This is a genomic window from Lentzea roselyniae (genome assembly GCF_039537795.1).
GTDB classification, from domain to species: Bacteria; Actinomycetota; Actinomycetes; order Mycobacteriales; family Pseudonocardiaceae; genus Lentzea; species Lentzea atacamensis.
The window spans coordinates 56,671-74,169 of the sequence record NZ_BAABBE010000034.1 but is presented as its reverse complement, the minus strand read 5'-3'; the positions used below and the strand labels follow the sequence as shown (position 1 = coordinate 74,169).

Below are 17,499 nucleotides of genomic sequence, written 5' to 3'. Positions count from 1 at the left end.
CACAGGCTTACTCTGGTGGAGTGAGCAGGTGGACCGGTTCGTGGCTGTCGGGACCCAACTCGGTGCTGTCGCCGGGTGACGGGTCGAACGACGGCACTCAGCAGCGCTGGCGTGGCGAGCGTCACGGCTTCCCGGAGAAGGGGCCGGGTTCCATCGCCTCGATCGGGCGGCGCACGTTCGCCATCCTCGTCGACTTCTTCCTCGCGGCAGGCGTCGCGGGACTCTTCACGAGGCCGGAGCTGCCGCGCAACTGGAGCCTGCTGGCCTGGTTCGTCATCACCGTGGTCGCGGTGGCCTTCTTCGGGTTCACGCCAGGGCACGCGCTGTTCGGGCTGCGAGTCGCGCGCATCGACGGCAAGGCCTTCGTGCACCTACCGCGCGCGCTGCTGCGGACCGTCCTCATCTTCCCGCTGATCCCGGCGCTGGTCTGGGACTCCGATGGCCGGTGCCTGCACGACAAGGCCGCGGGCACCGTCGTCATCCGGGTGCGCTGACCTGCGGAACCTGCCGGGCGCCACGCCGAACTCGCGCTTGAACGCGGCCGCGAAGGCGAACTCGGACGTGTAGCCCACCTTTCGTGCCACCGACGCGAGCGTGTCGTCGCCGTCGCGCAGCAGTCGTGCGCCGGTGCTCAGCCGCCACCACGTCAGATAGGACATCGGTGCCTGTCCGACCAGTGCGGTGAACCGGCGGGCGAACGCCGTCTTCGACAGGCCCGCCTTCCCTGCGAGCTCGGTCACGGTCCACCGGTGTGCAGGGTTCTGGTGCACGTTGCTCAGCGCGGTGGCCACGACGGGATCGGTGAACGCGGCGCACCAGCCCGCGCCGGGCCTGCGGGCCGACTCCTCGTCCAGCCAGGCGCGCAGCAGGTAGACCAGCAGCAGGTCGAGCAGCGCGGGCAGGGCGGCGCCCGCTCCCGGCTTCGCTTCGGTGACGTCCGCGCCGAGCAGGTCGACGGCGGCGCGCAGGGCCGGGTGCCTGCCGGGATGGGAACGCAGGTGCAGCACCTCCGGCAGCGTGCGCAGGAACGGGTGCGCGTGACCGCGGTCCAGCCGGTACGCCCCGCACACCAGGTGTGTGTGCGGCTGGTCGGGCACGCTGTCGTCGGCGTCGGTCTCGCGTGCGGGTGGCAGTTCCTCGACGGCCGTGTCAGGGCGGTCGCTCAGACCGTGCAGCGCACCGTGCGGCAGGAAGACCACGTCGCCGGCGTCCAGCCGCACCGGCTCGCCGGACGGTGGGATGAGCCAGCACGAGCCTTCCACCACGACGTGGAAGCCGGCGCCGGGATACGGGCCGAAGCGATGACCCCAGGGACCGCTCCACCGCGAGCGCGTGAACTTCGCGCGACCCACGCGCATGGTGGCGATGACATCGGTGAAGACGTCCACCACATCACCCTAGCGGTCTGATCACGTATGTTTCGGGCCCTGTAGAGCATGGAAACGACCACATGGTGGTTTCTACGGTTGATCACATGACCGCATACGTAGTGATCGACCTCGACATCGCCGATGAAGAAGGGTTCCAGCAGTACGTCGACAGTGTGCTGCCGCTCATCGAGAAGACGGGTGCCCGCAACCTCCTCGTCGACACGAAGCCGCTGGTGCTGGAAGGCGACTGGGGACCGCGCACGCTCGTAATTCACGAGTACCCGAGCAAGGAAGCCGTCGAGGAGTTCTGGAACTCGGATGAGTACCAGCCGCTCAAGGAACTGCGTCGCCGCTACTCCACCGTGAAGGTCGTGGTCGGCGAGGCCTGACACGTGAAGAGGCCCGCTGCCGATCCGGCAACGGGCCTCTTCACGTGGTGGGAGCTGGACCTAGCGGCGACGCAGCGCGCGCTGGACGTTGCGCATCTTCGCGCCCTGCGGCATCGGGCCCTTGGGCAGTGCGGCACCGCGGCTGGAGAGCGCGGAAAGACGGGTCTCGAGCGCGTCGACCTGGGCGGCCGTGATGTTGCGCGGCAGCTTCATCAGGGTCGACTGCAGCTTCTTCAGCGGGACCTGGCCCTGTTCGGTGCCGATGATGAAGTCGTAGATCGGGGTCTCGCCGACGACGCGCGCGATGCGCTTCTTTTCCTGCGCGAGCAGCGGCTTCACCCGCTGCGGGGCGCCCTCGGCGACCAGGACGACGCCAGGACGGCCGAGCACGCGGTGCACGGCGTCGAGCTGCGTGGTGCCCGCGACGGCGGGGGTCACGCGCCAGCGGCCGCGCAGGTTCTCCAGCGCCCACGCGCCGGCACCAGGCTGGCCGTCGGCCTTGCGGAAGACGTTGCTCTGCACGCGGCGGCCGAAGATGATCACGGCCAGCAGCGCGCCGATCGCGACGCCCAGCGGCACGAACATCCAGACCGCGTTGAAGACCAGGCCCAGGACCACGGCGATCGCGGTGACGCCGAGGATCGCGCCCAGCATCAGCGGGATCAGCGCCTTGTCCTCGCGGCGTTGCATCTTGAACGCCTCGAAGATCTGCTTGCGCCGTTCGCGTGAAGCCGCGCGACGAACCTTCGCCGCTTCCTTGGCAGCCGCCTTGTCCTGCTTACCAGCCATACCCACCAGGATACGGCGCGCTGGTCTCAGTGTTGCATCGGCCATCTGCGAGACTGCCGGGCATGGAGGCGTTGCTGGAGGGTCTTGATCCGGAACAGCGCGCAGCGGTGGAAGCGCCGCGCGGCCCGGTGTGCGTGCTGGCGGGAGCGGGTACCGGAAAAACCCGCACGATCACCCACCGCATCGCCTACCTGTGCCAACGCGGGCACGTCGCTCCGTCGCAGGTCCTCGCCGTCACGTTCACCAAGCGCGCTGCGGGGGAGATGCGCACCCGTCTGCGTTCTCTGGACGTGCACGGTGCACAGGCCGTGACGTTCCACGCCGCCGCCTCACGCCAGTTGCGCTACTTCTGGCCGCGGGTCATCGGCGGCCCGCGCTGGGAGCTCGTCGACCAGAAGATCCGCGTCGTCGGTCGTGCCGCTTCCCGGCTGGGCCTGCCGACCGAGGCCGACGCGCTGCGTGACCTCACCGGTGAGATCGAGTGGGCGAAGTCCTCGCTGCTCACGCCCGACGCGTACCCGGCAGCCGCCTCGCGGGCCGCGCGCGACATCCCCGCGCCCGCCGAGCAGATCATGAAGCTCTACGCGATGTACGAGCAGCTCAAGAACGAGGCGCAGCTGCTCGACTTCGACGACCTGCTGCTGCACACCGCCGCCGCGCTCGAGGACAACGCCGAGGTCGCACAGGAGTTCCGCGACCGCTACCGCTGCTTCGTCGTCGACGAGTACCAGGACGTGACGCCGCTGCAGCAGCGCGTGCTCGACGCGTGGCTCGGCGGCCGGGACGACCTGACCGTGGTCGGCGACGCGAACCAGACCATCTACTCGTTCGCCGGCGCCTCGCCGCAGCCGCTGCTCAATTTCGCGCGGCGGTTCCCCGAGGCCGTCGTCGTACGGCTGGAGCGCGACTACCGCTCGACGCCCCAGGTCGTGGCGCTGGCCAACGACGTGATCAAGTGGGCGCGCGGACGTCCGGCCGGCTCACGGCTGAACCTCATCGGGCAGCGGCCGGACGGGCCCGCGCCGCGGTTCCACGAGTTCGACGACGAGCCCGCGGAAGCCGACTCGGTCGCGCGGCGCATCAAGACGCTGCTCGACGAGGGCGTCGCGGCCTCCGAGATCGCGATCCTCTACCGCGTCAACGCGCAGTCCGAGGTGTACGAGCAGGCACTCGCGTCGCACGGCATCCCGTACCTGGTGCGCGGTGGCGAGCGGTTCTTCGACCGGGCCGAGGTGCGCCAGGCGATGATCGCTTTGCGCGCGGCGGGTGAGGTCTCCGGAAGCCTTCCCGAGGTCGTCCGTTCCGTGCTCGGCCGCGTCGGGCTGACGGACGACCCGCCTACCGGTGGCTCCGCGCGCGAACGCTGGGAGTCGCTGCTCGCGCTGGTCGAGCTCGCCGAGGAGTTCGTCGCCGCGGTGCCCGGTGCCGACCTGCCGCGGTTCTGCGGGGAGCTGGACATGCGGGCCGAGGCGCAGCACCCGCCGACGGTCGAGGGCGTGACGCTCGCGTCGCTGCACGCGTCGAAGGGTCTGGAGTGGGACGCCGTGTTCCTCGTCGGACTGGTCGAGGGCACGATGCCGATCCAGTACGCCGACGGCGACGAGGCGAAGGTCGAAGAAGAACGTCGTCTTCTCTACGTGGGCGTGACGCGCGCGCGTGAGCACCTCTGGCTGTCGTGGGCGTTGTCGCGTGCGGCCGGTGGACGCAAGTACCGCCGCAGGTCGCGGTTCCTCTACAGCCTCGTGCCGGAGAACCACCCGGCCGCACGTGTATCTGCGGGCGCCGCGCGGCCACCTCTGATGAAGAAGGAAAAGCCGACCTGCCGGGTGTGCGCGGCGACTTTGGTCGAAGCGCAGTCCGTCAAGCTCGGTCGTTGCAAGTCCTGCCCGTCCGATGTGGACGAAGAGCTGCTCGAGTCGCTGCGTCAGTGGCGTGCGGCGAGGGCGCGGGAGCTGAAGGTTCCCGCGTACGTCGTCTTCACCGACGCGACGCTGATGGCGATCGCGGAGCAGCGACCCACGGATTCGGCCGGACTTGTGGCGATCTCGGGCATCGGCGCGTCCAAGCTTGATAAGTTCGGCGACGACGTGTTGGGCCTGGTCCGAGCCGGTGTCGGGTACTCCGCCACCTGATCGGGACAAGTTTCGTTAAATAGGTTGCACGCCCCAGGTACGGGGTCATAACCTGCTCATGCCGGGTCCGGAGGACCCGTCTGGGGAAGAAGAACTACTACTAGCTCGCAGAGACCTCTGAGGGAGGTGCCGGTTGTGAAGAAGATCCAGAGCATCGAATGCGCACTCGGCCTCCCCTTGTCCGAGCACCTCTGCATGCCCGCAAACGCTCAGGCCGTGTGGCAGAAGTCTGCCCTCAAGCCAGTGGCACTGCTGGGTCGTGAGCGCGGCACCGGCCTGTTCATCGAGCAGCCGATCGTCCGGCCGACCGCTGATGACGTTCCTAACTACACGACTGCGCTGTCCGCGCATCAAGTGAGAAGGCTCCTGCCGACCCCATAGAAGGGGTCGAAGGACCACCAGGCTCACGAAAGCCGCGGACTCGCACAGAGTCCGCGGCTTTCGTGTTTTTTGCTGTACCCCACACAAGGAGAAAACCCTGATGTTGACCGCGACTGTCCCGCTCACCGGCGAGACACTTCCGGACCTCGCGGACGGGCTTGACCTGCCCTGCCGCACCCACAACCCCGACCTCTGGTTCGCTGACACGCCGGCCGACCTCGAGAAGGCGAAGTCCTTCTGCGGGACCTGCCCGGTGCTGGCGGAGTGCCTCGCCGGCGCGCTCGCCCGTCACGAGCCGTGGGGTGTCTGGGGTGGAGAGATCTTCGAGCGCGGTGCCGTCATCGCGCGGAAGCGGCCGCGTGGCCGCCCGCGCAAGGACGCGGCAGCTGTTGTCACTGCTGACAAGACGGAGGCGGCAGCGTGAACACCGTGCACATCAACCACAACGCAACGCCCACCTACCTGAACGAGGGTCTGACACCCATGTCCATGAACGAAGAGCTCGTGCGAATACGAATACAAGAAGCCCAGAGGTTCGCTGAAGAGCAACGCATGGCGAACCGCCTCGCGTCAGCGCAACGTTGGCGCAGGTTGGCGCGATGGGCCGGTCGCAGAGCGGCTCGCTTCGACCTCTGACAGTCTCGAGCTGAGGCCGTCATCCACGAGAAGGTGGATGGCGGCCTCGGCCGTTCCTCCGTACCGTTCCGGTTGTGCCGCATCACACCCACGACGGAATCGACTGGTCCGCTCGGTTGAGCGGGATGAGGCGCTACGGCGCCCTGCAGGAGGAAGCGCTGTCTTCTGTTGCGCGGAGACTCGTCGCCCCTCTACCCGACTCACCGGTCGTGATGGACGTCGGCTGCGGCGCCGGCGCCATGAGCGTGCCGCTGGTCTCGGCGTTGCGCGAACACGGCGGCGGCGTCCTCGTGCTGGTCGACGCCACACCCGAACTGCTCGACGCGGCCTGCACCGCGGCGCGTGCCGAGGCGGACGGCGCCGTGTCGGTGAAGCCCGTGCTCGCGGACCTCGCGACCGAGGACCCGCTGTCCTTCTCCGGACCGGTCGAGCTCATCTGGGCCTCGCGGGTGATCCACCACCTCCCTGATCAGTTGCGTGGCGTGCGCCGCCTGGTGTCCGCCCTGGCTCCCGGCGGATGGCTGGCCCTGGCCGAAGGCGGGCTGGAAACTCGATTCCTGCCCTGGGACCTCGGCGTCGGCGAACCGGGCCTGCAGGACCGCGTGGCCGCGGCCCGCGCGGAGTGGTTCACGTTGATGCGCGAGAACATGGCCGGCTCCGTCCGGCTGCCGGTCGGCTGGAACGTCGCCCTGGCCGACGCGGGCCTCGGCGAGATCAGCGCCTTCAGCTTCGTCGTCGACCACCCGGCTCCCGCCAAGCACCTCGTCCGCGAATGGGCGGTCGACCGCCTGACCTGGCTCGCCGAGATCACCGGCCCCTACCTGCATGCGGCCGACCGCGCTGCCTTGCGCCGGCTGTTGAATCCCTCCGACTCCGAGTACGTCGGGGCTCGGGAGGACGTGTTCCTGCTCGAGACCGACACCGTCCACCTGGGACGGCGCAGGTGATCGCCTGCCACAGATGCGGGCGGTCGCGTGCCTCCGTTTCCGACCTGGAGTTCCTGGCCTGGTCGTCTGAGCGGGTCGGTGGGGCGACCCGGTGGTTGTGTCACGTGTGCGCGAAGACCCATGTGCGGGACATCGAGGGCAAGCTGCCGGACGAGTACTGGCGCTGACGCCGCCCAGTGGGTTGGCCGCTGGGGTGGGGTTGGTCAGGCGCGCCGGGCTTTGGGCTGGCACCCCTCATGTGGGTTGTGCGCTCGGGTTCGCGTTGCTCGGTGGGTTGGCGAGTTCGGGCGCGCCCTGGCTTGGGGTTGGTTGCGGCTGGTGGCCGATTGTCGTGGGGCGAGCTCGGATGCGTCTCTGGTCCGGGGTCGGGCGTGGCTTGTGGCCGGGTGGTCGTGGGGTTGGTGACATCGCGCCGCGCCGGGTTTCGGGCTGGCACGTCTCATGTGGGTTGTTGCGCTCGGGTTCGCGTTGCTCGGTGGGTTGGCGAGTTCGGGCGCGCCCTGGCTTGGGGTTGGTCGCGGCTGGTGGCCGATTGTCGTGGGGCGAGCTCGGATGCGTCTCCGGTTCGGCGTCGGGCGTGGCTGGTGGCCGGGGATCGTCGTGGGGTCGGGGACATCGCGCCGCGCCGGGGTTCAGGGGTGCGCAATTGTCGGCGCCGGGGCGGGTCGGGGTGCGTCGCCGGCTCAGTCCGGCCGGACTCGCGGACCGGCCTGGGGCGACGAGACGCGAAGCGGATACAGGTGGCGTAAGGCCTGCCTGACCAGCGCCGTTCCTCGTCGGCTGCTCAACCCCAGCTCTTCGTGAAGATCAGCTGGCGAGCACAGCCGCGCGTCCACCACGGCGTCGAGGATCTCCACGACGGCGCGCGGGTTGGTCTCGCGGCGAGCCAGGTCCAGGGCGGCCCGTGCCGGGTGGGCCAGCCGCAGGCCGTGGCACTCCACGACGCCCGGCGGCCGATTCGTGCGTTCGAGAAGAATTTGCGGATGTGCTCTTCGCGTGTTCTTTCCCGCGAGCACGTGAATGTGCCGGGGGAGAGGGATCGTGGCGCCTTGCCGGGACAGCGCGTCCGCCCCCGTGATCACCGATGAAGGGCCCGCGAAGAACAGAGCCGCGCGAAGCCGGTCCAGGCGGGTCGGCGGTGACGGCTTTTGCAGGATTACGCCTGGAAGCACCTGTTGCCACGGACCGGCGGGGGTGCAGTGGCGCAGGATCTCGCGCGGTGAGAGTCCGGATTTGCGCAGGTCAGCGGTGGTTGCGATGGGGGTCATGCGGTCTATCGTGGCGGACGGGGACGCCGTCGAACCGGGGTGAGCGTCAACCTGTGGACAACTTGGCCCGGGTTCACTCGGACGAGTTAGTCGTCGAATCCCGGCTGCCAGCGCGCGACGATTTCGCGTGCGGTCACATGGGCGTCCAATTGGCAGAGGATGCCCGTCGCGCCCAATGTCACGCGGTGAATCAGCAGGTACTGCGGTGGCAGGTTCAGGGAGCGGCCCGTTTGGGAATCGGGGCTGCGCAGGTCGCCCACTCGTTCCGCCTGCGACTGCAGCCAGCGGCGGGTGAAGTGGAACGACTCGGTGCGCAGCGGCTCCACGAACGGGGCGAGGTAGCCGAGCACGTCGTCGCCGTGCAGGACCATGCCCTCGCGGATGAAGTTCTCGGTGCGCAGGAGCTCGACCAGGTCCGCGGAGCGGCCGTCCAGCGCGAGCCTCGTCATCAGGCCCAGGGTCTTGGGCAGGCCGTCGGGGAGGCGGGCCACGGCGCCGAAGTCGATCACGCGCAGACGGCCGTCGTCGCCCAGCATGAAGTTGCCGGGGTGCGGGTCGGCGTGCAGCAGGCCCGAGCGCGAGGGGGCCGAGAAGTGGAACTCGGCCAGTCGCTGGCCGGCCAGGTCGCGGTCCTCGACGGAGCCCTCGCGGATGATCGTCGACAGGCCGACACCGGACGTCCACTCGGTGACCATGACCTTGGGCGACGAGGCGACGACGCGAGGGACGAGCACGTGCGGGTCGTCCTCGAAGGCCTTGGCGAAGGTGCGCTGGTTGGCGGCCTCGTCGCGGTAGTCGAGCTCCTCCAGGTACCGGTCGCGCAGCTCCTCCAGCAGCGGGCGCACGTCGGTGCCGGGCATGATCGCCTGCAGCAGCCGGGAGAAGCGCAGCAGCTGCTTGAGGTCGGCGCGCAGGGCCTCGTCGGCGCCGGGGTACTGGACCTTCACCGCCACGTCGCGGCCGTCGTGCCACACCGCGCGGTGCACCTGGCCGATGGACGCCGATGCGGCAGGGTCGTCGTCGAACGACTTGAAGCGCTTCGTCCAGGACGCACCCAGCTGTTCGGCGAGCACGCGGTGGGTGGTGCGGGCGGGCATCGGCGGGGCCGCGGTCTGCAGCTTGGTCAGCGCCTCGCGGTACGGGGCGGCCAGCTCGTCCGGGACGGCGGCCTCGAAGACGCTCAGGGCCTGGCCGAACTTCATCGCGCCGCCCTTGAGCTGGCCGAGCACCGCGAAGACCTGCTCCGCCGTCTTGGCCGTCACCTCCGCGTTGACCTCATCGGCCGCGCGTCCGGTCAGTCGCTTCCCCCAGCCGCCGACAACCCGGCCTGCCACCCCGAGCGGGAGGCTCGCCAGCTTGGCGGTGCGCTGCACGGCCTTGCGCGGAATCTCGGTCACTCGGCCATGTTATGTGCGGAGCACTGACAGTCAGGGTGCGGATACCAGCTTCGCCTCTCAGCAACGCCCGCCACCAGGTCGAGTTCGAGAGTGGCGTTCAGCACTGGTGGCGGGGGCAGGTCGCGCCCGCGGACGTAGATCAACGACTCCAGGGTCTGCACCACGGCGAACGCTGCCGTGCCCGACGCGAACAGCACGTCGGTGGAGGCCGGTTTGCCGGCGAGCTGCGCCGCGATGGCGGGCCACGCCGGGTCCTGGTCGGCGCGGTGCAGGTCGGCGCAGTTCAGGCAGCTCGTGCGGCCGGGCAGGACGAGCGGTCCGATGATGCCCACGCCCTCACGCACGCGCACGGCCAGATGAGGCGTGCGGGACGCCATCAGCGCGCTGACGAGTCCCGGATCCGGGACGAGCGTCGCGGCGAGCACCACGAGGTCGGCGTTGTGGGCGAGCCGGATGCCCGATTCGGCCAGCAGCGAAGTGATGTAGAGGGCGAGGTGCCCGGCGCCGTGGACGGCGACCGTCGCGCCCTTCGCGGGGGAGCCGGTGTCGAGCAGGCCGGCCTCTTCGAGCGCGGCGAGCACGTCACCCAGCTGGGTGGGGTCCTCGCCGCGGCTTTTCAGTCTTTCACCCAGTTCAGCGATGGTGTGGCGGCCGTCCAGGGTGAGGAGCTCGTCGACCAGCGCTTCAGGCAGTGAGTCGATCACCACGGCGTGTTTCGGGTCGATGCCGACCTGCACGGTGCCGGGGCCGCGGCGCACCACGGCGAGTCCTGGGCGTACGCGAGGTCTTGAGTCCACATCAGAAAGACTGGCAGGGGGCGAGGCCCCCTGCCAGCGGAAACGTCAAACCTTGGCCTTGCCGAGGATCCGCGTCATCTTCGTGCCGCAGACTGGGCAGGTGCCCTTCGCCATGCGCCGGCCGTTGGTCTCCTCGACCTTGCCGTCGAAGTCGCGCTTCTCCCGACACTTGACGCAGTAGCCGTTGTACTTCTCGGCCACAGCCCCTCCCTTGCAGTTGTGAGTGCGGACACACTCGGGGACCTTGTCGCGACGGTACCTGGGCGACGCGGCGAAACCGCGCATGTTCATCCTGCGCGTGTCCAGCCGCCGTTCGGTGGAACTTCACCCGCCGGGTGCGCGGCTGCCGCCGGTTGGGGGCCGAAAATTGTCGGTGGCGCCGTTTACGGTGACTGCATGGCCGAACCGCGGGTGGAGGTGCGGCGGAGCCCCCGGCGCCGCCGCATGGTCAGCGCGTACCGGGAGGGCGACACCGTCGTCGTCCTTCTGCCGGCACGGATGACCAAGGGGGAAGAGAAGCACTGGGTGGCGGAGATGTTGAGCCGCCTCCAGCGCAGCGAGACGCGCAGGAAGAGCCCTGCGCGAACGTCGGACGAGGCGTTGATGGCGCGGTGCACCGAGCTGTCGGCGCGCTACCTGGACTCGCTCGCCGACCCCGTCAGCGTGCGCTGGGTGCCGCCCATGCGCACGCGCTGGGCGTCGTGCACGCCGACCGAGGGCACCATCAGGGTGTCCGAGCGGCTGCGCGACGTACCGCCGTGGGTGCTCGACTACGTGCTGGTGCACGAGCTCGCGCACCTGCTGGTGCCCGGCCACGGCAAGGACTTCTGGGAGTGGGTGCACAACTACCCGAAGACCGAGCGGGCCATGGGCTACCTGGAAGGACTCTCGGCCGCCGCAGGCCTTGGGATGACGGAGGACTGAGGGTTCACTCAATGGAGGGGTGTGCTCGCGGAGTGCGCTCGCCGCATTTCGTTCCACGTGTCTTCTGGGGGCCGAGTCCCCAGATCCCACGCCGGGGGGCAAGCCCCCGGACCCCCGACGCGAAAGCGCCCGGCGAGGACAGTCCTCGCCGGGCGTTTCGCATGTTCAGGAGCCGATCAGCTCTCCTCGGTCTTGTCCCCGCCTTTGTCGCCGTCCTCGCGCATCGTGCGCTCCAGCTCGGCGATCGGGTCCTCGAGCGCCTTGCGGGTGCTGGCCAGGCGCTCGGCGAACTCCAGCGGGTCGTCCAGGTCCTCCGCGGTCGGGATGAGCTCGGCGTGCTCCCACACGCTGTCGCGCACCTCGACGCCGTGCTGGTCGCCGACGAGCTTCCACAGGGCAGAGGCGGCCCGCAGGCGACGCGGGCGCAGTTCGAGGCCGACGAGCGTGGCGAACGTCTGCTCAGCAGGACCACCGGAGGCGCGGCGGCGGCGCAGGGTCTCGCGCAGCGCCGCGGCGCCGGGCAGGCGCTCGGACACGGCGGCGTCGACCACCACGTCCACCCAGCCCTCGACCAGGGCCAGCATCGTCTCCAGGCGGGTCAGCGCCGCCTTCTGCTCCGGGGTGGTCTGCGGTTCGAGCAGGCCGGAGCTCATGGCCTCCTCGATGGAGGCGGGGTTGGACGGGTCGATCTGGCCCGCGAGCTGCTCCAGGGCGGACGTGTCGACCTTGATGCCCTTGGCGAACTCCTCGACAGTGTCGAGCAGACGCTGCCGCAGCCACGGCACGTGCGTGAAGAGGCGCTGGTGAGCGGCCTCGCGGGCGGCGAGGAACACCATGACCTCGGACGCCGGGCGCTCCAGGCCCTCGGTGAACTTCTCGATGTTCGCGGGCAGCAGCGCCGCCGTGCCCTCGGGGCCGAGCGGCAGTCCGACGTCGGTCGAGGTGAGGACCTCGGCGCCGAGCTGCGCCAGCGCGTTGCCGAGCTGCGAGCCGAACGCCATGCCGCCCATCTGGCCGAGCATCGACAGCAGCGGACCGGCCGCCTGCTTCGCCTCGGCGGGCATCGCCTCGACCCACGCGCCGGACATCCGCTGCGCGACCGGGTCGCACAGGCGCTGCCAGGTGGGGATGGTCTTCTCGATCCAGTCACGCGCGGTCCAGGCCTGCGTCGTGCGCGTGCCGGCGGGCAGCGAGGTGACCGGGTCGAGCCACATCTCGGCCAGGTGCACGGCGTCGGTGACCGCGCCGGACTGGTCGGCGGCGAACCCGACGGTGGTCGTCGTCGAGGACAGCTGCTGGAACGCGATCTGCTTGGCGAGGTCGTAGTTCACCGGCCCGCTCGACGATCCTGCGCTGCTCAGCATCGCGCCCAGCTGGCTCAGCATGTTGCCCAGCTGGCTGAAGTCGAACGGGTTGTCTCCCGGCTTCCCGCTCTTGTCGTCGGGGTCGTGCGGGCTGAACCCGAACGGCACGTCACTCATGCCTCTACCGTACGCGGATCCACATGGTCGTACGCTGTTCAGCCGTGAGTGAAACCGTCACGACCGCACCCGCTCCCGCGCCCCCGCCGAGGGAGCGCGGACTGACCCGCCGGACGTGGACGCTGATCGTCAGCTTCCTAGTGGTGGCGGCACTCGGACTGCTCGGCGGTTTCGCCAGAGTCCCGTACGTCGCGCTGGGCCCCGGCCCGACCTACGACGTGCTCGGCAAGGTCAAGGACGCCGACGTGATCTCGGTGGAAGGCCAGAACACCTTCCCCACCAACGGGACACTGCGCATGACGACGGTCTCGCTCACCGACGACATGTCCCTCTTCGGCGCACTCGGCCTGTGGCTCTCCGGCCGCTACGCGCTCGCGCCGCGCGAGGAGTTCTTCAAGCCCGGCGAGTCGGAGGAGGAGGTGCAGCGCAACAACGAGCTCGCGTTCAGCGAGTCCCAGACCTCCGCGGAGGTCGCCGCACTGGACTACCTCGGCTATCCGGGCAAGGTGATCGCGAACCAGGTCACCAAGGGCAGCCCGGCGGAGAACGTGATCCCGCTCGGCGCCCGCATCATCTCGGTCAACGGCAAGCAGGTGCAGAGCTCCGCGGACGTCAGCGCCGCCCTGGAGAACACCAAGCCCGGCGACCGCATCGAGGTGGCCTTCGAGAAGGACGGCACCTCGAAGTCGACCCAGCTCACCCTCGGCACCCGCGACGACGGCCGCCCGGCGGGCTTCATCGGCATCTCGCCGGTCGACCGCGCCGACGTGCCGTTCAAGATCAAGATCAGCCTGTCGGACGTCGGCGGTCCGTCCGCGGGCCTGATCTTCGCGCTGGCGATCGTCGACAAGCTGACGCCCGGTGAGCTCAACGGCGGCAGGGCCATCGCGGGCACCGGCGAGATCACCGGCGACGGCACGGTCAAGCCGATCGGCGGCATCGCGTTCAAGATGGTCGCGGCGAAGGAAGCGGGCGCTACGGCGTTCCTCGTGCCCTCGGCCAACTGCACGGACGCGAAGCAGCAGGCCCCCGAGGGTCTGACGCTGATCAAGGTCGAGAACCTCAAGGACGCGGTGTCGTCGCTGGAGGCGCTGAACAAGGGCGAGCCCACCCCGGGCTGCTGACGGCCGGTCAGCTCGAGCCTCGATGACGGGCGGATCGTCGATCCCCGGGAACCGTCTCGCGGCCCGCCTTCACGAGCTCTGCAGGGGAGATGGGGACGTGCATGGTCCCGACCAGGTCGACCGTCACAGCGGATGGTCGTCCGCTTCTCGCGAACAGCGCACAACGAGTTGACAACCCCGGCGCGAGCAGGCGCCGGGGTTGTGCCAGCCTGGGGGTGTGACGACTAGGGCCGCAGCGTGGCGAGCAGGGCGTCGGTGAGGTTGGGCGCCAGCTCGGGGTGCTCGACGACCTCCTCTGGCACCTCGACCGTTCCGCGCAGCCGCAGCACACAGGAGACCGAACCGTCGCGCAGCACGGCCGCCACCAGGCGGGCCTCGCGGCGGGCCGGGTGCTCTGCGGCGAACCTGCGGGCCGCTTCGTCGTCCAGTTCGCCGTGGTGGAGCTCGGTCTCCGCCTCCGGTGGCAGGACCACGATCTCCTGGGCCAGCGCGCAGCCGGTGACGGCCGGCGGCCACTCGATGCCCGCGAGCGCGTCGGCCAGGTCGCCTTCCAGGGCGTCCTGCGCGATCGGCGTCAGCGGGGACGACTCCGGATCGAGCTGGTCACGCAGCTCCGGCTGCTGGGCGATCAGGTCTGAGGTGGCCACGAGGGCGAAGAGTTGCGGGGGCTGCTCCCAGCCGCCCGCACCTACGAACTCCTCAACCTCGCGGGCGACCGTCGGGAGGATGACCGCTGGCGTTTCACTCGCTGACACGCGTGTCATCGTAAGACTGCGGGCTTCGCGGGAACCCAGGGCGTCGTCCGTAGAGTTGGACTAAACGTACGTATTGAAATTCCGCGATCCAGGAGCGTGCCTCGTGGCCACACGGCCTCCAGTCGGACTGCCGAAACTGTCCCGACGCAGCCGAATCCTGCTCATCGTCGGTGTCGTGCTCATGTTCGGTCTCATCACGGGATCGCGGCTGCTCGACACCTACGTGAACTGGCTGTGGTTCGGCGAGGTGAATTTCCGCAACGTCTACAGCACAGTTCTGCTCACCCGGCTGGGTCTGTTCGTGGCCGCAGGGGTCGTGGTCGGCGGCATCGTCGCCCTGAACCTCTGGCTCGCGTACCGGTCGCGACCGGTGTTCGTGCCGGTCTCGGGGCCCGATGACCCGGTGGCCCGCTACCGCACCGTCGTGATGCGGCGGATGGGGTTGTTCGCGATCGGCATCCCCGTGTTCATCGGGTTGATCGCGGGCGCGTCGGCGCAGGCGGACTGGCAGCAGATCCAGCTGTTCCTGAACGCCCAGCCGTTCGGCGTGACGGATCCGCAGTTCGGGCACGACATCGGCTTCTACGCGTTCCAGCTGCCGTTCTACCAGTGGGTGCTGTCGTGGCTGTTCATCACGACCGCGGTGTCGTTCATCGGCGCGGTGATCGCGCACTACCTGTTCGGCGGCATCCGGCTCGCCGGTCGCGGCGGTCAGCTGTCCGGGCCCGCCCGGCTGCACCTGGCGCTGGTCGCCGGCACGTTCGTGCTGCTGAAGGCCGTCGCGTACTTCTTCGACCGGTACGAGCTGCTGCTGCACGACACCGAGAAGTTCGTCGGCGCGAGCTACACCGACCTCAACGCGGTGATGCCGGCCAAGCTGATCCTGCTGTGCATCGCGGTGTTCTGCGCGATCGCGTTCTTCGCGGGTGCGTTCATGCGCAACGTGCAGCTGCCGGCCATCGCGACGGTCCTGCTGGTGCTCTCGAGCGTGCTCGTCGGCGCGGCGTGGCCCGCGGTGCTGGAGCAGTTCTCGGTCAAGCCGAACGCCATCGCGAAGGAAGCCGAGTCGATCACGCGCAACATCGCGGCGACCCGGCAGGCGTTCGGACTGACCGACGACAAGGTCGAGACGAAGCCCTACGACGGCAAGCAGACCATCAGCAACGACCAGATCAAGACCAACGACGCGGGCACGCTCGGCAACATCCGCCTGCTCGACCCCGCGGTGCTCGCGCGGACGTTCACGCAGTTCCAGCAGCTGCGGCCGTTCTACGGCTTCCCGAACAAGCTCGACGTCGACCGGTACACAGTGGACGGCAAGCTGCGCGACTACATCGTCGCGGTGCGTGAGCTGAAGCTCGACAGCCTGCCGCAGGGCCAGCGCGACTGGATCAACCAGCACCTCATCTACACGCACGGTAACGGCTTCGTCTACGCCGAGGCCAACAAGGTCAACGCCGTGGCCGACCAGACCAACGGCGGCTACCCCGAGTTCAAGACCGGTGAGGTCGCGCCGGACGGCGCGGTCCGCAACGCCGAGAACGGCATCAAGGTCGACCAGCCGCGGACCTACTACGGTGAGCTGTTCGGCGCCAACGACTACTCGATCGTCGGCGGCCGGCCGCAGGGTTCGGCGGCGGAGTACGACACCGACGCCAAGGCCTACACCTACACCGGCTCCGGCGGCGTCCCGATCGGCGGCCTGTTCAACAAGCTCGCGTTCGCGGCCTACTACGGCGAACGGAACATCCTCTTCAACCAGTCGATCGCGGACGAGTCGAAGATCCTGTTCAAGCGCACGCCGCGCGACCGCGTGCAGGCCGTCGCGCCGTGGCTGACGGTGGACAGCGACCCGTACCCCGCCGTGGTCAACGGTCGCATCACGTGGATCGTCGACGGCTACACCACGCTCGACAGCTACCCGTACGCGCAGCGCACGCCGCTGGGTGACGCGACGAACGACTCGCTGACCGCGGACGGCGTGGTGGTCTCGCAGGTCAACAAGCCGGTCAACTACATCCGCAACTCGGTCAAGGCCACTGTGGACGCCTACGACGGCACGGTGAACCTGTACGCGATCGACGAGAAGGACCCCGTCCTCAAGGCGTGGATGGGCGTCTTCCCCGGCACGGTCAAGCCGAGCAGCGACATCAAGCCCGAGCTGCGCCAGCACTTCCGCTACCCGGAGGACCTGTTCAAGGTGCAGCGGCAGATGCTGTCGAAGTACCACGTCTCGTCGCCGTCGGACTTCTACTCCGGTGTCGGCTACTGGGAGCCGCCGCAGGACCCGACGATCGACAACGTGACGACGGCGGACGCGCAGCGCGACGCGGCGAGCAAGCGCAGGGACCGCCAGCCACCGTTCTACGTGCTGGCCGGTGACCCGAACGACCCGAAGAAGGTCAGCTTCCAGCTGCAGAGCCCGCTGGTCCGGGAAAACCGCGAGTTCATGGCGGCCTACGTCTCGGTCGCGTCCGATCCGGACAACTACGGCAAGATCAGCGTGCTGCAACTGACACAGGACGCCAAGGGGCCGCAGCAGATCCAGACGCAGTTCCTCACCTCCGACAACGTCAGTCGCGAGCTCAACCTGCTGGCACAGCAGAAGACGACGGTCGTCTACGGCAACCTGCTCACCCTCCCGGTTGGTGGCGCGCTGCTCTACGTCGAACCCGTCTACATCGAACGTGCCTCGCAGAACACGTCGTACCCGCAGCTGTCCAAGGTGCTCGTCTGGTACGGCGACCGGGTCGGCTACGCGTCCACGCTGAACGAGGCGCTGGACCAGGTGCTGAGCGGTGCCGGTGCGGTCGTGCCGCCACCGAGCGACAACAACGGCAACGGCCAGACCTCGACGCCGCCGACGACGCCGCCTGCCAACGGGGTGCTCAGCCCCGACCTGCAGAAGGCGATCAACGACATCGACGCTGCGCTGGCCGACATCAAGAAGGCTCAGCAGAGCGGCAACTTCACCGAGCTCGGCCAGGCGTACGCGCGCCTGGACGACGCGACGAAGCGGTTCAAGCAGTACAACACCGGGGCTCCCGCGGCGCCGCCGGCCGGCCAGTCGTCGGTGGCTCCGTCGCCCACACCCTCGGGCTGACCACCC

The 17,499-nt window shown here is 69.2% G+C and carries 16 protein-coding genes and 1 pseudogene; 9 read left to right on the top strand and 8 right to left on the bottom strand.

Features of this window, described 5'->3' with window-relative positions:
• Positions 1-20 precede the first annotated feature (20 nt).
• Positions 21-410: pseudogene (locus ABFX45_RS46875) on the top strand (RDD family protein); the annotation flags it as partial.
• On the opposite strand, the gene ABFX45_RS38760 reads toward ABFX45_RS46875, so the two are convergent.
• Positions 372-1,388: an AraC family transcriptional regulator gene (locus tag ABFX45_RS38760; protein ID WP_428834280.1), complete on the bottom strand. Its 1,017-nt coding sequence runs from the start codon at positions 1,386-1,388 to the stop codon at positions 372-374. The pseudogene ABFX45_RS46875 and the gene ABFX45_RS38760 sit on opposite strands and share 39 nt — an antisense overlap.
• Before the next feature lie 86 nt (positions 1,389-1,474).
• On the opposite strand from ABFX45_RS38760, the gene ABFX45_RS38755 reads away from it, so the two are divergent.
• Positions 1,475-1,759, top strand: a complete 285-nt coding sequence (locus ABFX45_RS38755) for a DUF1330 domain-containing protein (RefSeq protein WP_346135722.1) — start codon at positions 1,475-1,477, stop codon at positions 1,757-1,759.
• A 60-nt stretch (positions 1,760-1,819) separates the two neighbouring features.
• On the opposite strand, the gene ABFX45_RS38750 is transcribed toward ABFX45_RS38755, so the two are convergent.
• Complete coding sequence (locus tag ABFX45_RS38750) at positions 1,820-2,548, bottom strand: DUF4191 domain-containing protein (protein ID WP_346135720.1); 729 nt, start codon at positions 2,546-2,548, stop codon at positions 1,820-1,822.
• A gap of 62 nt (positions 2,549-2,610) precedes the next feature.
• Between ABFX45_RS38750 and ABFX45_RS38745 the strand changes: the two genes are divergently transcribed.
• From ABFX45_RS38745 to ABFX45_RS38730, 4 genes are all read left to right on the top strand, one after another.
• Complete coding sequence (locus ABFX45_RS38745) at positions 2,611-4,680, top strand: ATP-dependent DNA helicase UvrD2 (RefSeq protein WP_346135718.1); 2,070 nt, start codon at positions 2,611-2,613, stop codon at positions 4,678-4,680.
• Between the two features lie 135 nt (positions 4,681-4,815).
• On the top strand, positions 4,816-5,061 hold the full coding sequence (locus tag ABFX45_RS38740; protein ID WP_346135716.1) for a hypothetical protein: 246 nt from the start codon (positions 4,816-4,818) through the stop codon (positions 5,059-5,061).
• A gap of 100 nt (positions 5,062-5,161) precedes the next feature.
• Entirely contained in the window at positions 5,162-5,485 is a 324-nt protein-coding gene (locus tag ABFX45_RS38735) for a WhiB family transcriptional regulator (RefSeq protein ID WP_109639759.1), read from the top strand.
• A gap of 286 nt (positions 5,486-5,771) precedes the next feature.
• A complete protein-coding gene (locus ABFX45_RS38730) occupies positions 5,772-6,644 on the top strand; it encodes a class I SAM-dependent methyltransferase (RefSeq protein WP_109639761.1) in 873 nt (290 codons plus the stop codon).
• Between the two features lie 683 nt (positions 6,645-7,327).
• On the opposite strand, the gene ABFX45_RS38725 is transcribed toward ABFX45_RS38730, so the two are convergent.
• From ABFX45_RS38725 to ABFX45_RS38710, 4 genes are all read right to left on the bottom strand, one after another.
• Entirely contained in the window at positions 7,328-7,912 is a 585-nt protein-coding gene (locus ABFX45_RS38725; protein ID WP_346135713.1) for a hypothetical protein, read from the bottom strand.
• 86 nt (positions 7,913-7,998) lie between these two features.
• Positions 7,999-9,309 (bottom strand): ABC1 kinase family protein, encoded by a 1,311-nt coding sequence (locus ABFX45_RS38720; RefSeq protein ID WP_109639765.1) that lies wholly within the window; start codon positions 9,307-9,309, stop codon positions 7,999-8,001.
• The gene (locus ABFX45_RS38715; protein ID WP_146231739.1) at positions 9,306-10,106 is read right to left on the bottom strand and encodes a cyclodehydratase; all 801 of its coding nucleotides are present in this window, start codon (positions 10,104-10,106) and stop codon (positions 9,306-9,308) included. The genes ABFX45_RS38720 and ABFX45_RS38715 overlap by 4 nt, the downstream gene beginning before the upstream one ends.
• 45 nt (positions 10,107-10,151) lie before the next feature.
• Positions 10,152-10,307: a DUF5679 domain-containing protein gene (locus ABFX45_RS38710; RefSeq protein WP_169774275.1), complete on the bottom strand. Its 156-nt coding sequence runs from the start codon at positions 10,305-10,307 to the stop codon at positions 10,152-10,154.
• Between the two features lie 195 nt (positions 10,308-10,502).
• Between ABFX45_RS38710 and ABFX45_RS38705 the strand changes: the two genes are divergently transcribed.
• Entirely contained in the window at positions 10,503-11,030 is a 528-nt protein-coding gene (locus tag ABFX45_RS38705) for a M48 metallopeptidase family protein (RefSeq protein ID WP_109639770.1), read from the top strand.
• 176 nt (positions 11,031-11,206) lie between these two features.
• On the opposite strand, the gene ABFX45_RS38700 is transcribed toward ABFX45_RS38705, so the two are convergent.
• A complete protein-coding gene (locus tag ABFX45_RS38700; protein WP_109639772.1) occupies positions 11,207-12,511 on the bottom strand; it encodes a zinc-dependent metalloprotease in 1,305 nt (434 codons plus the stop codon).
• A gap of 44 nt (positions 12,512-12,555) precedes the next feature.
• Between ABFX45_RS38700 and ABFX45_RS38695 the strand changes: the two genes are divergently transcribed.
• Positions 12,556-13,635 (top strand): YlbL family protein, encoded by a 1,080-nt coding sequence (locus ABFX45_RS38695; protein WP_233440036.1) that lies wholly within the window; start codon positions 12,556-12,558, stop codon positions 13,633-13,635.
• A gap of 224 nt (positions 13,636-13,859) precedes the next feature.
• Here the strand turns inward: ABFX45_RS38695 and ABFX45_RS38690 are convergent, their stop codons facing one another.
• On the bottom strand, positions 13,860-14,399 hold the full coding sequence (locus ABFX45_RS38690; RefSeq protein WP_109639776.1) for a PPA1309 family protein: 540 nt from the start codon (positions 14,397-14,399) through the stop codon (positions 13,860-13,862).
• Between the two features lie 94 nt (positions 14,400-14,493).
• On the opposite strand from ABFX45_RS38690, the gene ABFX45_RS38685 reads away from it, so the two are divergent.
• On the top strand, positions 14,494-17,493 hold the full coding sequence (locus tag ABFX45_RS38685; protein ID WP_109639778.1) for a UPF0182 family protein: 3,000 nt from the start codon (positions 14,494-14,496) through the stop codon (positions 17,491-17,493).
• The last annotated feature ends 6 nt before the right edge of the window (positions 17,494-17,499 follow it).